Genomic DNA, 14,145 nt, shown 5'->3' with positions numbered 1-14,145 from the left:
ACACTACCAGTAGTGTTTCGCAGGATCTCCAGACACTACCTATAGTGTTGCAGTCCATCACGCCGATCGCTGCCTTGCTGGTCATCCGCGCCTGTTTCCCCCCTGTTTTTCCGTACCATCCAAAGAGGACACCATGAACGCTGCGCCGCTTTCTGCAGAGTTGACCGCTGTCGCCACCAGCGACCGATCCATCCCCGGTTCCACGGTTCTTCCTGACTACCAGATCATGCGCCGCAACGGCGCCGTGGTTCCGTTCGAGCCGCAGAAAATCACCACGGCGATGATGAAGGCCTACCTGGCCGTGCACGGTGCCCAAGGCTCGGCCTCGGCCGGCGTGCGCGAAGAAGTCGAAGAGCTGACCCAGACCGTGGTGCGCGCCCTGATGCGCTCGCGCCCCGGCGGCGGCACCTTCCACATCGAGGACGTGCAGGATCAGGTCGAGCTGGGCCTGATGCGCAGCGGCAAGCACGAAGTGGCCCGCGCCTACGTGCTGTACCGCGAGCGCCGCAACCAGGAACGCTCGCAGCTGCAGACCCAGCACGCCCCGGCATCCTCGCCCAGCCTGCATGTGCTGGAAGGCGGCCAACGCGTCGTGCTCGACGTGAAGAAGCTCAACGACCGCATCGCCGCCGCCTGCCAGGGCCTGGGCAAGGACGTGGAGCCCGCGCCTATCCTGACCGAGACGCTGCGCAACCTGTACGACGGCGTGCAGATGGACGAAGTGTTCAAGGCCTCGATCCTGGCCGCGCGCACGCTGATCGAGAAGGAGCCCGACTACAGCTTCGTCACCGCGCGCCTGCTGCTGCACACCATCGTGCGCGAAGTCATCGGCCAGGACGTGGCCGCCAGCGACATGGGCGCCGCCTACGCCGACTACTTCCCGGGCTTCATCCAGAAGGGCGTGGACAACGAGCTGCTGAACCCCGAGATGCTGAAGTTCGACCTGCCGCGCCTGGGCGCGGCGCTGAAGGCCGAGCGCGACCAGCAGTTCGACTACCTGGGCCTGCAGACGCTGTACGACCGCTACTTCCTGCACGTCAAGAAGACCCGCATCGAGCTGCCCCAGGCCTTCTTCATGCGCGTGGCCATGGGCCTGGCGCTGGGCGAGGCCGACCGCAACGGCCGTGCCATCGAGTTCTACGAGCTGCTGTCGTCGTTCGACTTCATGTCGTCCACGCCCACGCTGTTCAACAGCGGCACGCTGCGCTCGCAGCTGTCCTCGTGCTACCTGACCACGGTGCCCGACGACCTCGACGGCATCTACGAATCGATCAAGGAAAACGCGCTGCTGTCCAAGTTCGCCGGCGGCCTGGGCAACGACTGGACGCGCGTGCGCGCCCTGGGTTCGCGCATCAAGGGCACGAACGGCGAATCGCAGGGCGTGGTGCCCTTCCTCAAGGTCGTCAACGACACGGCCGTGGCCGTGAACCAGGGCGGCAAGCGCAAGGGCGCGGTCTGCACCTACCTGGAGACCTGGCATCTCGACATCGAGGAGTTCCTCGAACTGCGCAAGAACACCGGCGACGACCGCCGCCGCACGCACGACATGAACACGGCGAACTGGATTCCCGACCTGTTCATGAAGCGCGTGATCGAGAAGGGCTCGTGGACGCTGTTCTCGCCGTCCGACTGCCCTGACCTGCACGACAAGTTCGGCACCGAGTTCGAGAAGGCCTACCGGGGCTACGAGGCGAAGGCCGCCAGCGGCGAGCTCAAGCTGCACAAGACCCTGCCCGCGGTCGATCTGTGGCGCAAGATGCTGTCGATGCTGTTCGAGACTGGCCACCCCTGGATCACCTTCAAGGACGCCTGCAACCTGCGCTCGCCGCAGCAGCACGCCGGCGTGGTGCACTCGTCCAACCTGTGCACCGAGATCACGCTGAACACCAGCGACGAGGAAACCGCCGTCTGCAACCTGGGCTCGGTGAACCTCAGCCGCCACCTCAAGGACAACGGCCAGGGCGGCCGCACGCTCGACCACGACAAGCTCAAGAAGACCATCGCCACCGCGATGCGCATGCTCGACAACGTGATCGACATCAACTACTACGCCGTGGACAAGGCGCGCAACTCCAACCTGCGCCACCGCCCGGTGGGCCTGGGCATCATGGGCTTCCAGGATGCGCTGTACCTGCTGCACACGCCCTACGCCAGCGACGCCGCCGTGCAGTTCGCCGACGAATCGATGGAAGCCGTGTGCTACTACGCCTACTGGGCCTCGACCGAGCTGGCCCAGGAGCGCGGCAGCTACTCCAGCTACCAGGGCTCGCTGTGGAGCCAGGGCATCCTGCCGCTGGACTCGCTGAACCTGCTGGCCGATGCGCGCGGCAACGCCGACTACGTGCAGGTCGACCGCAGCATGACGCTGGACTGGGATGCCCTGCGCAAGAAGATCGCCAAGGACGGCATGCGCAACTCCAACTGCGTCGCCATCGCGCCCACTGCCACCATCTCCAACATCGTCGGCGTCGACGCGTCGATCGAGCCCTCGTTCGGCAACCTGTCGGTCAAGTCCAACCTGTCGGGCGAGTTCACCATCATCAACCAGTACCTGGTGCGCGACCTCAAGCGCCTGGGCCTGTGGGACGAGGTGATGGTCATGGACCTCAAGCACTTCGACGGCTCGCTGTACCCCATCGACCGCGTGCCGCAGGAACTCAAGGCCCTGTACGCCACCGCGTTCGAAGTCGATCCGCAGTGGCTGGTCGAGGCCGCGTCGCGCCGCCAGAAGTGGATCGACCAGGCCCAGTCGCTGAACATCTACATGGCCGGCGCCTCGGGCAAGAAGCTCGACGAGACCTACAAGCTGGCCTGGCTGCGTGGCCTCAAGACCACCTACTACCTGCGCACCACCAGTGCCACGCAGGTCGAGAAGTCCACCGTGCAGAGCCGCGTGCTGAACGCCGTGCCCAGCGCCTCGCAGGCCGCGCCGGCGATGAGCGCACTCGATGCCGCAGCCGCCGCCGCGCTCGCACAGGCCCCGGCCACCGACATCAAGTTCTGCGCCATCGACGACCCGGGCTGCGAGGCTTGCCAGTAAGCGCTCATTGAAAAACCATAGCTGCCAGCGCTCATGTTCCAATGATTTCAATATGAAATCACTTCATAACCGAAGAAACATGAGCGCCAGCAGCTCTTCTTTTTGAATCACCGGAACACCCCATGCTGTCCTTCGACGACGACTCCAACACCACCTCCCCGGCCGCCGAAGGCGCGGCGCAGTCGCAGCGCGTCAAGGCCTCCGACAAGCGCATCATCAACGCCAAGACCGACGTGAACCAGCTGGTTCCGTTCAAGTACAAGTGGGCCTGGGAGAAGTACCTCGCCACCTGCGCCAACCACTGGATGCCGCAGGAAGTGAACATGAACCGCGACATCGCGCTGTGGAAGTCGCCGAACGGCCTGACCGAGGACGAGCGCCGCATCGTCAAGCGCAACCTCGGTTTCTTCGTGACCGCCGACTCGCTGGCCGCCAACAACATCGTGCTCGGCACCTATCGCCACATCACCGCGCCCGAGTGCCGCCAGTTCCTGCTGCGCCAGGCCTTCGAGGAAGCCATCCACACGCACGCCTACCAGTACATCGTGGAGTCGCTGGGCCTCGACGAATCCGAGATCTTCAACGCCTACAACGAAGTCCAGTCCATCCGCGACAAGGACGAGTTCCTGATCCCCTTCATCGAGGCGATCATGGACCCGAACTTCCACACCGGCACGCCCGAGACCGACCAGACCCTGCTCAAGTCTCTCATCGTCTTCGCCTGCCTGATGGAAGGCCTGTTCTTCTACGTCGGCTTCACGCAGATCCTCGCGCTGGGCCGCCAGAACAAGATGACCGGCGCCGCCGAGCAGTACCAGTACATCCTGCGCGACGAGTCCATGCACTGCAACTTCGGCATCGACCTGATCAACCAGCTCAAGCTCGAGAACCCGCACCTGTGGACCGCCGAGTTCAAGCAGGAAATCACCGAGCTGTTCCAGAAGGCCGTCGAGCTCGAATACCGCTATGCCGAAGACACCATGCCGCGCGGCGTGCTGGGCATGAACGCCTCGATGTTCAAGGGCTACCTGCGCTACATCGCCAACCGCCGCGCCACGCAGATCGGGCTCGATGCGCTGTTCCCCAACGAAGAAAATCCCTTCCCCTGGATGAGCGAAATGATCGACCTGAAGAAGGAGCGCAACTTCTTCGAAACGCGCGTGATCGAGTACCAGACCGGCGGCGCGCTGTCGTGGGATTGATGGGAAATTCGCGGATCAGCGGCCGTGCAATTGTGGTTTTATGTTGAAAAACTGCAAAATTGCTAGCAAAAATGCTTGACAGGGCTATGCCGCGACGGGATCTGTGATGCACAATTGCAATTGCTATCAAAACTTCGTGTCGAATTCTTATCGGGCATGAAGTCTGTTGTTCATTTGACCGAAGGAGAAGAGCATGGCAACGACGAAGAAGTCCGCTGACACCAAAGCCGCCGCACCCAAAAAAGCAGCGGCAGCGAAGTCGGCTCCCGGTAAAACCGCAGTGAAGAAGGCAGCCCCCGCCAAGAAGGCTGCAGCTCCTGCGAAGAAGGCTGCCCCCGCCAAGAAGGCCGCCGCTGCCAAGAAGGCTGCTCCGGCCAAGAAGGCTGCAGCTCCCGCAAAGAAGGCTGCAGCTCCTGCGAAGAAGGCTGCTCCGGCCAAGAAGGCTGCAGCTCCCGCGAAGAAGGCTGCTCCGGCCAAGAAGGCTGCTGCTCCCGCGAAGAAGGCTGCTCCGGCCAAGAAGGCTGCTGCTCCTGCGAAGAAGGCTGCTCCGGCCAAGAAGGCCGCTGCTCCTGCGAAGAAGGCTGCTCCGGCCAAGAAGGCTGCTGCTCCTGCGAAGAAGGCAGCTCCGGCCAAGAAGGCTGCAGCTCCTGCGAAGAAGGCTGCTCCGGCCAAGAAGGCCGCTGCTCCTGCGAAGAAGCCTGCCGCCCCGGCCAAGAAGGCTGCTGCTCCTGCGAAGAAGGCTGCTGCCCCGGCCAAGAAGGCCGCTGCTCCTGCGAAGAAGGCCGCTCCGGCCAAGAAGGCTGCAGCTGCTCCTGCTGCGAAGAAGGCGGCTCCTGCTGCCAAGAAGGCCGCATCGGCCAAGAAGGCCGCCGCCAAGCCTGCCCCTGAAAAGAAGGCTGAAGCTGCAGCCCCCGAGCAGGTGAAGACGGTGCTGAGCACCAACGCCGCATGGCCCTTCCCGACCAGCAACCGTCCCTGATTCCGATCACGGGACACGCCTAAAAAAACCGGCCTCGGCCGGTTTTTTTCATGGTCCCTCGGCATGGGCCGAAGCCCGTCGCCGTACGGCCTTTTCACTGCGGATCAAGCACTCGCATCGAAGGCATCGCTGTAGCGAACCGTGCCCTCGGGCACCACTCCCTGCAGGGCCAGCGCCAGGAAGTACGCGGGCGGCACGCCCGGCAGCACCAGGCCCGCATGGGTCTGAAAACCAAAGCGCGTGTAGTACGCAGGGTCGCCCAGCAATACGCAGCCCGCGGCCTGCATGGCTCGCAAATCGGCCAGCGCCTGCTGCATCAGTCGCGCGCCTATGCCCCGCCCTTGCCGCTGCGGCACCACAGAGATCGGCCCCAGGCCATACCAGCCGTCGGCGCCGCCACGGCCTCCGGTGATCGCCACCGGCGACACGGCGACGTGGCCGACGATCTGCCCCTGCTCCTCGGCCACGATGGACAGCGCCAGCTCGTTCGCTCGGCGCAGCGCATACACGATGAACTGCTCGGTGTGGCTGGTGTGCGGCGCATCGGCAAAGGCCGCGACCGTGACGGCATCGATTGCCGCCACGTCATCCGGGGTTTCGTGCCGCAGCTGGAGCGTCATGCCCACAGGGCCGCGGGATCGAAGTCCAGCTGGTAGTTCTGCGGGCCGCGCTGGGCGATCTTCAGCGCGCCCATGCGGTTGCCCAGCGCCACGCAGTCGCGCAGGCTGCGGCCGTTCTCCAGGCCCCACAGCAGGCCGCCGCGCCAGGCATCGCCGCAGCCCGTGGGATCGACCGTGGCGGCCGCCTGCAGGCCGGGCACCACGGCCTGCTCGCCGCGTTCCCACAGCGCGCAGCCCTGCGCGCCCAGCGTCACCATCAGGCCGCGCACCTGCTGCGAGATGGTGGCGAAGTCCCAGCCGGTGCGCTCGCTCAGCATCTGGCCTTCGTAGTCGTTCACCGCGACCCAGTCGGCCAGCGCGATGAAGCGGCGCAGCTCCTCGCCATTGAACATGGGCAGACCCTGGCCCGGATCGAAGACGAAGGGAATGCCCGCGGCATGCAATTGCTCGGCGTGCTGCAGCATCGCATCGCGCCCGTCCGGTGCCACGATGCCCACGCGCGCGCCGCAATCCGCCGTCACCACGTTGGTGTGCGCCTGCATCATCGCGCCGGGGTGGAAGGCTGTGATCTGGTTGTTGTCCAGGTCGGTGGTGATCATGCACTGGGCCGTGTAGATATCGTCCAGCTGCGCCACGAAGCGCGTCGAGATGCCCAGCTCCTGCATGCGCTGCAGGTAGCTGCCGCCGTCATGGCCCAGCACGGCCATGGGCAGCGGATCGCCGCCGAGCAGCTTCAGCGCATAGGCGATGTTGCCGGCGCAGCCGCCGAAATCGCGGCGCAGCGTGGGCACCAGGAACGACACGTTCAGGATGTGGATCTGGTTGGGCATGATCTGGTCCGCAAACCTGCCCTCGAAGGTCATGATGTTGTCGAACGCCAGGGAACCGCAAATCAACGAAGCCATATTCGCTTTCTTGTCAGAGAGATCTATTCAGGGGTAGAAGGCCAGCACGCGGTAGCCGACCACCTCGGCCTCGCCGGCGACGACCTGCACCACGGCGTTGGCCGTCCATTCACCGCTGGCCGGCAGGGCCGCGGGTGCGCCGAGCTCGGCCGGCAGCAGCACCTTGCGTATCACCAGCTTGTCGGCCGCATCGTTCAGCGTCAGCTCCAGCGCCGGCATGGCCACCACATGGGCGGCCTGGTTGCGCAGCACCACGCTCAGCTCGAACTGCTGGGGCGCGATCTTGCGAAAGCTCGTGCTGTCGATCTGCACGCGCTCGATCTGGCGCACCGGCGCGATCTGGCAGCCGGCCCAGGCGCACCAGGGCTCGAGCACCGCGCGCACGGCGGGGTAGCGGGCCACGATGCCGTCGCGCTGCTGGATGCCCCATTGCGCGAGCAGCGCCAGCACCAGCACCAGCGCGGCCAGCAGCGACACTGCCACCACGCCGGGCCGGCCCCAGAAGGCCTTGCGCCGCGCATCGCGCACGAAGCGGGGTTCGTCCGCCGGCGCCGCCGACGCACCGGCCAGCAGGCCATCGGCGGCCTCGGCATCGGCAGCGACCGGCTGGGGGCGGTCCAGTATCTTGTCTTCGGCGGCGCTCCACGACGACAGCCGGGAATGGGCCGGTGCCTGCGGCGCCTCGGCCTCCGGCGGCAGCGCGGGCTGTGCGGCCGCGAGACCGCTGTCGTGCGGCTCGATGGCCTCCGGGTCTGGCTCCACCAGGTCTGCATCGTCGCGCCGGCCGGCCGCGGCGGACAGCAGCCTTTCCTCGCGCTCGTGCAGTTCCTTCATGTCCTCGTGCGCGGAGAACAGCGCGGGGCTGATGCGCGCGCCAGCGGCCTGCGCGCCGTCCCACTCGCTTTCCAGCGCATGGGGCTGCGGGTCTGCTTCGGACTCGGGCTGCGGCTCGGCCAGGCCCGGCTCGGGCATGGGATCGAGGTAGGAGTCCTTCCAGGTCGAGTCCACGTAGGTGGAGTCGCCGAAGCCTGCGCGCCGCGGAAACACCAGCACCGACAGCTCTGGCACCGGTGCCTCGGGATCGATGGCGATGGAGTTCGCCGTGACCAGCACCGCCGAGGCGCCTTCGTCGCTGGCATCGGCGGGCGTCCGGTCTTCGGCCGCCACCGCGGCAGCCGGCTGCACCGGCTCGGCCGCATCCGCCTGCGGCCTGGACGACAGGTGTGCCAGCGCGTCAAACACCGCCTTGCACTTGCCGCAGCGCACCCAGCCGCCGGAGATGCGCAGCTGATCGTCCACCACCTTGAAGCGGGTGTGGCACTCCGGGCAACGCGTGATCTGGCTCATGGTCTGCGCATTGTAGAAGTCAGGCGCCGCGCCGGGCCGTCATCAGGATCCAGCCGTCTTCCGTGTCCGCCACCTCAAGCTGCAGGTAGGGCGCGTAGGCGGCCTTGAGCTCGTCGGCCTGGCGCTCCAGGATGCCCGCCAGCACCAGGTTGCCGCCGGCGGCCACATGGCCGCATAGCAGCGGCGCCAGCACCTTGAGCGGCGTGGCCAGGATATTGGCCAGCACGGTGTCGTAGACGCCCTGCGCGCGGTCCGGCAGGCCGGCGGTCAGCTGCACGCCGTTGGCCTGCGCGTTGTAGTCGGTGGACTCGACGGCCGCCGGATCGATGTCGACGGCATCGATCTGCGCCGCGCCGAACTTGGCGGCGCCGATGGCCAGGATGCCCGAGCCGCAGCCATAGTCCAGCGTGCGGCCGAGGCTGCCCTCGGGCTGGCGCGCGATCCAGCGCAGGCACATGCGCGTCGTCGGATGGGTGCCGGTGCCGAAGGCCAGGCCCGGGTCGAGGCGGATGCTGCGCGTGGCCTCGGGCGGCAGCTCGTGCCAGGTCGGCACGATCCAGAAATCGGGTGTGATGTCCACCGGCGCGAACTGCGACTGCGTCAGCCGCACCCAGTCCTGCTGTGCCACCTCGCGCACGGCCAGCACGCTGCAGCCGGCGAAGAAGTCCTGCACCTGCAGCAGCTGCTGTGCCTCGGCTGCGGCCTCGCGGCTGGGGAACAGCGCGACCACGCGGCTGCGGCTCCAGCCCTCCTTGGGCGGCGGCATGCCGGGCTCGCCGAACAGCGCCTGCTCGGCCTCGGTGTGCGCGTCGGCATCCTCCACCGACACGCTCAGCGCATCGAGCGCCTCCAGCGCATCGCTGAGGCTCTCCACCCGGTCTTCCGGGCACAGCAGGCAGAGTTCGAACATGGTGGGCATCCTTGCAAACATGGCTTGCGCAGGGCAAGTCCTCAGAAAGTAAAAAGCTGGCATTCCCAACGAAATGCCAGCATCCATCACTATGGAATCAAGAGCTGCTTGCGCTCACTGTATAAGGTTTTCAACATGTTTTCATTTGAAAAACCTTGCACGATGAGCGCAAGCCGCTATGCTTTTTCAGCGCTTGCGAGCCGCCAGCCACTCTTCGAGGTAGTGGATGTTGGTGCCGCCCACATTGAACTGCGCATCCACCATCAGCTCGCGGTGCAGCGGCAGGTTGGTGGTGATGCCTTCCACGGCGGTCTCCAGCAGCGCGGTGCGCATGCGGGCGATGGCCTCTTCGCGGGTGTCGCCGTGCACGATGATCTTGCCGATCATCGAGTCGTAGTTCGGCGGCACGAAGTAGTTGGCATAGACGTGCGAATCGACGCGCACGCCCGGGCCGCCCGGCATATGCCAGGTCGTGACCCGGCCCGGCGACGGCGTGAACTTGTACGGATCTTCCGCGTTCACCCGGCACTCGATGGCGTGGCCGCGCAGCTGGCCGTTGATCTGGCGCTGCGTGAACGGCAGCTTTTCGCCGGCCGCGACCATGATCTGGGTCTTGACGATGTCGATGCCGGTGATCAGCTCGGTCACCGGATGCTCGACCTGCACGCGGGTGTTCATCTCGATGAAGTAGAACTCGCCGTCCTCGTACAGGAACTCGAAGGTGCCGGCGCCGCGGTAGCCGATGCGCTTGCAGGCGCTCACGCAGCGTTCGCCGATGCGCTCGATCAGCTTGCGCGGAATGCCGGGGGCGGGCGCCTCCTCGATCACCTTCTGGTGGCGGCGCTGCATGGAGCAGTCGCGCTCGCCCAGGTAGACGGCGTTGCGGTGCTTGTCCGCCATGATCTGGATCTCGACGTGGCGCGGGTTCTGCAGGTACTTTTCCATGTACACCGCAGGATTGCCGAACGCCGCGCCGGCCTCGGCCTTGGTCATCTGCACCGCATTGACCAGCGCTGCCTCGGTGTGCACCACGCGCATGCCGCGCCCGCCGCCGCCGCCCGCCGCCTTGATGATGACGGGGTAGCCGATGGCCTTGGCGATGCGGCGGATCTGCACCGGATCATCGGGCAGCTCGCCGTCCGAGCCGGGCACGCAAGGCACGCCGGCCTTGATCATCGCCTGCTTGGCCGACACCTTGTCGCCCATGATGCGGATGTTCTCGGGCGTCGGGCCGATGAACTGGAAGCCGCTTTTTTCCACGCGCTCGGCGAAGTCCGCGTTCTCGCTCAGGAAGCCGTAGCCGGGGTGGATGGCCTCGGCATCCGTCACCTCGGCGGCGGAAATGATCGCCGGCATGTTGAGGTAGCTGTGCGTGGACGGCGGCGGGCCGATGCACACGGCCTCGTCCGCGAGCTTCACGTACTTGGCATCGCGGTCGGCCTCGGAATAGACCATCACCGCCTTGATGCCCAGCTCGCGGCAGGCGCGCTGGATCCGCAGGGCAATCTCCCCACGGTTCGCAACCAGTATTTTCTTGAACATAGGCACAGCCTTATTCAATCACGAACAAAGGCTGGCCAAACTCGACCGCCTGGCCATTCTCAGCCAGGATGCGCTTGACGATGCCCGACTTGTCGGACTCGATCTCGTTGAGGATCTTCATCGCCTCGACGATGCACAGGGTCTCGCCCTCCTTCACCTCGCTGCCGATTTCGACAAAGGGCTTGGCGCCGGGGCTCGACGAACGGTAGAAGGTGCCGACCATCGGCGACTTGACCGTGTGGCCTTCCGCAGCCGGGGCTGCAGCGGGCTCGGCACCGGCCGCAGGCGCGGCGGCAGCAGGCACGGCCGCCGCGGGCTGCACCGGCATGGGCATGGCCGGAATGTATTGCTGGGCTACCGCGCCACCGCCCTTGACGATGCGCACCTTGCCTTCTGCTTCGGTGATTTCCAACTCGGACACGTTGGACTCCGACACCAGGTCGATCAAGGTTTTCAGTTTGCGTAAATCCATGGCAGCTCCCACCGCGAAAAATCGAATAGGGCGCAAATTTACTCGAAATCCGCCCTATTCGATTCAAAATATCCTATTTCCAGGCATCTGCACATAGCCAGGCTATGTAAAGATTTATACCCGACCGCTCCAGGTTTGCAGGTCGGACTCGTGAAGTTGTCCCATTTTACGTTCTTGAACTTGCCCCTTGGCATCAAACAGAACGCTGTAGGGCAAACCGCCTGCGGTATTGCCCAATTCCTTGCCCAGCGATGCACCCGGCATGCCCGCAATGGCGACGGGCATCGACAGCGGCATCTTCTGCAGAAAGCGCGCCACGGCGGCCTCCTGGTCCACGGCCAACGCCAGCACCGTCCAGCCCTGCGCGCGCCGCTCCTGGTAGAAGCGGTCGAGCAGAGGCAGCTCGTCGACACAGGGCGGGCACCAGGTGGCCCAGAAGTTCAGCAGCAGGGGTTTGCCCAGGAACTGGCGCATCGCCACCGCCGGCTGCCCGGACAGCCCCGGAAACTGCTGCGACCACAGGCCGGCCGCCGCATCGGGAGCCATCTCGGCAGGCTGGTGCCGCCACCAGGCAAAGCCCGCGCCGGCCAGACCGGCCGCCGCGGCCACGGAGCCCAGCAGCCAGCGGCGGTTCGGCGAAGAAGAAGAAGAAGAAGAAGAAGAGGACACATCGTTCATGGTGCAGCCCCGGATTCTGCCAGCAAACGGCGCAGCGCCTCGGTGCTGCCGCGCGCGACGCGGCCGCGCCCATCGGGCTTGAGCGCGCCGCGCAGATCATCCTTGTCGTAAATGATGAAATGCACGCCCACCACCTGCCCGAGCGGCTTGCACTGGCTGCCCACGCTGAGCACGTCCACGCTGTCGCCGCGCATGCCCGAGGTGGACGACACCTCGTAGCTGGCCCCCTGGTTGATGAGCGCGATCTCGGCGGACTTGGGATCATCGCAGAACAGCTGGATATGGATGTCGGAATGCCGCGTGGCCACGCCGCCCCAGACCGCGCCGGTCAGGTGCGGGCGGAACTCCTGCATGCGTTCCATCCACACCAGGGCCAGCTCGCGCAGCGCCTGCAGTTCCTGCGGCTGGGTGTCGGCGCAGAACAGCGCGATGTAGTCGCGCACGGCCTCTTCCAGCACCCCGTTGTCGGGCAGCGCCGTGCGGGCCGGCGCGCCCAGCAGCTTGACCGCACGCTTCTTGGCCGGGCCCCATTCCATGCCGTCCTCCACCACCATGCGGGCGGCGGCATTGGCGATTTCCAAGGTCAGATCATTGTCCATGGCCCATTGTGACCCATCTGCCGAACCCGGCCGCCTGCCCCCGTAGAATCGCCGCATGCATATTCATATCCTGGGTATTTGCGGCACCTTCATGGGCGGGGTGGCTGCGTTGGCGCGAGAAGCGGGTCACAAGGTCACCGGTTGCGATGCGGGCGTCTACCCGCCGATGAGCGACCAGCTGCGCGCACTGGGCATCGAGCTGATCGAAGGCTATGGCGCCGACCAACTGGCGCTGAAGCCCGATGTGTATGTGGTGGGCAATGTGGTCAGCCGCGCCCGGCTGGCCGACGGCAGTGCCAAGTTTCCGCTGATGGAGGCCATCCTCGAATCCGGCGCCCGCTACACCAGCGGCCCGCAGTGGCTGGCCGAGCACGTGCTGCAGGGCCGGCACGTGCTGGCCGTGGCCGGCACGCATGGCAAGACCACGACCACCTCGATGCTGACCTGGGTACTGGAGTCCGCCGGCCTCGCGCCCGGCTTCCTGGTCGGCGGCGTGCCGCTGGACTTTGGCGTCTCGGCCCGCCTCGGCGGCCCGGACCGCGAACGCCCACTGTTCGTGATCGAGGCCGACGAGTACGACACCGCCTTCTTCGACAAGCGCAGCAAGTTCGTGCACTACCGCCCGCGCACCGCCGTGCTGAACAACCTGGAGTTCGATCACGCGGACATCTTCGACGATCTGGCCGCCATCGAGCGCCAGTTCCACCACCTGGTGCGCACCGTCCCCGGCTCGGGCCGCATCGTGGCCAATGGGCTGGAGGAAAGCCTCACCCGCGTGCTGCACCAGGGCGTGTGGAGCGAGGTCGTGCGCTTTGGCAGCGCGGTGGACGAATTCAGCGCCGAGGGCGAGCCGCATGCCTTCGACGTGCTGCGCGCCGGCCGCCCGGTGGCCCGCGTCGAATGGGGCCTGAGCGGCGTGCACAACCAGCTCAACGCGCTGGCCGCCATCGCCGCCGCCGAGCACGTGGGTGTGGCGCCCGCCACCGCGGCGGCCGCGCTGGGCAAGTTCCGCAACGTCAAGCGGCGCATGGAGCTGCGCGGCACGGTCAACCAGATCGCGATCTACGACGACTTCGCCCACCACCCCACGGCCATCCGCACCACGCTCGACGGCCTGCGCCGCCAGGTGGGGCCGGCCACGCGCATCCTCGCCGTGTTCGAGCCGCGCAGCAACACCATGAAGCTGGGCACGATGAAGTCGCAGCTGCCCTGGTCGCTGGAGGCCGCCGACCTCGCCTTCTGCCACACGGCCGGCCTGGACTGGGACGCCGCGCAGGCCCTGGCCCCCATGGGCGCCCGCGCCCAGACTGCGCCCGATGTGGACACGTTGGTGCGCCAGGTGCAGGCCGCGGCCCGCCCGGGCGATGTGGTCGTCTGCATGAGCAATGGCGGCTTTGGCGGCGTGCACGGCAAGCTGCTGGCTGCCCTGCAGCCCTGAAACTCCCAAAAAAATAGCGGCCAGCGCAGATCCCATCTGCCCTGGCCGCCGTTTTGACTGGAATTTTCTGTTCTAGAAATCCACCGTCATCTTGCGGGTGTTGACGATCACGCTGGGCCGGGCCAGCGCGCCGATGCTGGCCGCCGCGTACTGCGTGAACCAGTCGGCATCGGCAAACCCGGCAGCGCCTGCCGCCCTGGCCACCGAGATCACCTTGTCCACGATCAGCACCTTGCCGCTGGCGCGCAGCGGCTCGCAGTCCATGCGCACGAATTCCTGATCCAGCCAGCGCCGGCCATCCTCATGGCTCATGGCCTCGCCGCTGTCGAAGTCGTGCAGGAACTCCTGCCCGTCGTCCAGAACCACCTTCATTGCATTGCGCATCCAGCCATCTCCTCTAGGTTGCGGCGCAG

13 protein-coding genes are annotated in these 14,145 nt (G+C 66.2%); 4 read left to right on the top strand and 9 right to left on the bottom strand.

Annotated elements, in window-relative coordinates:
- Positions 1-133: 133 nt before the first annotated feature.
- The 3 genes from ACYVKR_RS06150 (at position 134) to ACYVKR_RS06140 (ending at position 5,221) form a co-directional block, all read left to right on the top strand.
- A complete protein-coding gene (locus ACYVKR_RS06150; RefSeq protein WP_460479919.1) occupies positions 134-3,040 on the top strand; it encodes a ribonucleoside-diphosphate reductase subunit alpha in 2,907 nt (968 codons plus the stop codon).
- 122 nt (positions 3,041-3,162) lie between these two features.
- Positions 3,163-4,242 (top strand): ribonucleotide-diphosphate reductase subunit beta, encoded by a 1,080-nt coding sequence (locus ACYVKR_RS06145; RefSeq protein ID WP_460479918.1) that lies wholly within the window; start codon positions 3,163-3,165, stop codon positions 4,240-4,242.
- Between the two features lie 193 nt (positions 4,243-4,435).
- On the top strand, positions 4,436-5,221 hold the full coding sequence (locus ACYVKR_RS06140; protein WP_460479917.1) for a hypothetical protein: 786 nt from the start codon (positions 4,436-4,438) through the stop codon (positions 5,219-5,221).
- 104 nt (positions 5,222-5,325) lie between these two features.
- Here ACYVKR_RS06140 and ACYVKR_RS06135 read toward each other — a convergent pair whose 3' ends face one another.
- The 8 genes from ACYVKR_RS06135 to ACYVKR_RS06100 all read right to left on the bottom strand — a co-directional run bounded on the left by ACYVKR_RS06135 (position 5,326) and on the right by ACYVKR_RS06100 (position 12,294).
- Entirely contained in the window at positions 5,326-5,841 is a 516-nt protein-coding gene (locus ACYVKR_RS06135; RefSeq protein ID WP_460479916.1) for a GNAT family N-acetyltransferase, read from the bottom strand.
- Positions 5,838-6,746: a carbohydrate kinase family protein gene (locus ACYVKR_RS06130; protein ID WP_460479915.1), complete on the bottom strand. Its 909-nt coding sequence runs from the start codon at positions 6,744-6,746 to the stop codon at positions 5,838-5,840. The genes ACYVKR_RS06135 and ACYVKR_RS06130 overlap by 4 nt, the downstream gene beginning before the upstream one ends.
- A gap of 27 nt (positions 6,747-6,773) precedes the next feature.
- Positions 6,774-8,093, bottom strand: coding sequence for a DUF3426 domain-containing protein (locus ACYVKR_RS06125; protein ID WP_460479914.1), 1,320 nt, complete (start codon positions 8,091-8,093; stop codon positions 6,774-6,776).
- Positions 8,094-8,112: 19 nt separating this feature from the next.
- Complete coding sequence (gene prmA, locus ACYVKR_RS06120) at positions 8,113-9,003, bottom strand: 50S ribosomal protein L11 methyltransferase (RefSeq protein WP_460479913.1); 891 nt, start codon at positions 9,001-9,003, stop codon at positions 8,113-8,115.
- Positions 9,004-9,189: 186 nt separating this feature from the next.
- Positions 9,190-10,545: an acetyl-CoA carboxylase biotin carboxylase subunit gene (gene accC, locus ACYVKR_RS06115; protein ID WP_460479912.1), complete on the bottom strand. Its 1,356-nt coding sequence runs from the start codon at positions 10,543-10,545 to the stop codon at positions 9,190-9,192.
- Positions 10,546-10,555: 10 nt separating this feature from the next.
- A complete protein-coding gene (accB, locus tag ACYVKR_RS06110; protein WP_460479911.1) occupies positions 10,556-11,017 on the bottom strand; it encodes an acetyl-CoA carboxylase biotin carboxyl carrier protein in 462 nt (153 codons plus the stop codon).
- Between the two features lie 114 nt (positions 11,018-11,131).
- Positions 11,132-11,695, bottom strand: coding sequence for a TlpA disulfide reductase family protein (locus tag ACYVKR_RS06105; RefSeq protein WP_460479910.1), 564 nt, complete (start codon positions 11,693-11,695; stop codon positions 11,132-11,134).
- Complete coding sequence (locus ACYVKR_RS06100) at positions 11,692-12,294, bottom strand: hypothetical protein (RefSeq protein ID WP_460479909.1); 603 nt, start codon at positions 12,292-12,294, stop codon at positions 11,692-11,694. Before ACYVKR_RS06100 ends, ACYVKR_RS06105 begins: the two co-directional genes overlap by 4 nt.
- A 55-nt stretch (positions 12,295-12,349) precedes the next feature.
- Between ACYVKR_RS06100 and mpl the strand changes: the two genes are divergently transcribed.
- On the top strand, positions 12,350-13,732 hold the full coding sequence (gene mpl, locus ACYVKR_RS06095; RefSeq protein WP_460479908.1) for a UDP-N-acetylmuramate:L-alanyl-gamma-D-glutamyl-meso-diaminopimelate ligase: 1,383 nt from the start codon (positions 12,350-12,352) through the stop codon (positions 13,730-13,732).
- A gap of 72 nt (positions 13,733-13,804) precedes the next feature.
- Here the strand turns inward: mpl and ACYVKR_RS06090 are convergent, their stop codons facing one another.
- Positions 13,805-14,116: a hypothetical protein gene (locus tag ACYVKR_RS06090; protein ID WP_460479907.1), complete on the bottom strand. Its 312-nt coding sequence runs from the start codon at positions 14,114-14,116 to the stop codon at positions 13,805-13,807.
- Positions 14,117-14,145: the final 29 nt, after the last annotated feature.

Source organism: Comamonas humi (assembly GCF_054782535.1).
Note: the sequence above shows the minus strand (reverse complement) of the source record. Positions and strands in the feature narration are given on the sequence as shown.

What these genes read in the sequence shown, in the direction of transcription:
- ACYVKR_RS06150 (WP_460479919.1), top strand. Translation starts at nt 134, where the DNA reads ATGAACGCTGCGCCGCTTTCTGCAGAGTTGACCGCTGTCGCCACCAGC.
- ACYVKR_RS06145 (WP_460479918.1), top strand. Translation starts at nt 3,163, where the DNA reads ATGCTGTCCTTCGACGACGACTCCAACACCACCTCCCCGGCCGCCGAA.
- ACYVKR_RS06140 (WP_460479917.1), top strand. Translation starts at nt 4,436, where the DNA reads ATGGCAACGACGAAGAAGTCCGCTGACACCAAAGCCGCCGCACCCAAA.
- ACYVKR_RS06135 (WP_460479916.1), bottom strand. Translation starts at nt 5,841, where the DNA reads ATGACGCTCCAGCTGCGGCACGAAACCCCGGATGACGTGGCGGCAATC.
- ACYVKR_RS06130 (WP_460479915.1), bottom strand. Translation starts at nt 6,746, where the DNA reads ATGGCTTCGTTGATTTGCGGTTCCCTGGCGTTCGACAACATCATGACC.
- ACYVKR_RS06125 (WP_460479914.1), bottom strand. Translation starts at nt 8,093, where the DNA reads ATGAGCCAGATCACGCGTTGCCCGGAGTGCCACACCCGCTTCAAGGTG.
- prmA (WP_460479913.1), bottom strand. Translation starts at nt 9,003, where the DNA reads ATGTTCGAACTCTGCCTGCTGTGCCCGGAAGACCGGGTGGAGAGCCTC.
- accC (WP_460479912.1), bottom strand. Translation starts at nt 10,545, where the DNA reads ATGTTCAAGAAAATACTGGTTGCGAACCGTGGGGAGATTGCCCTGCGG.
- accB (WP_460479911.1), bottom strand. Translation starts at nt 11,017, where the DNA reads ATGGATTTACGCAAACTGAAAACCTTGATCGACCTGGTGTCGGAGTCC.
- ACYVKR_RS06105 (WP_460479910.1), bottom strand. Translation starts at nt 11,695, where the DNA reads ATGAACGATGTGTCCTCTTCTTCTTCTTCTTCTTCTTCTTCGCCGAAC.
- ACYVKR_RS06100 (WP_460479909.1), bottom strand. Translation starts at nt 12,294, where the DNA reads ATGGACAATGATCTGACCTTGGAAATCGCCAATGCCGCCGCCCGCATG.
- mpl (WP_460479908.1), top strand. Translation starts at nt 12,350, where the DNA reads ATGCATATTCATATCCTGGGTATTTGCGGCACCTTCATGGGCGGGGTG.
- ACYVKR_RS06090 (WP_460479907.1), bottom strand. Translation starts at nt 14,116, where the DNA reads ATGCGCAATGCAATGAAGGTGGTTCTGGACGACGGGCAGGAGTTCCTG.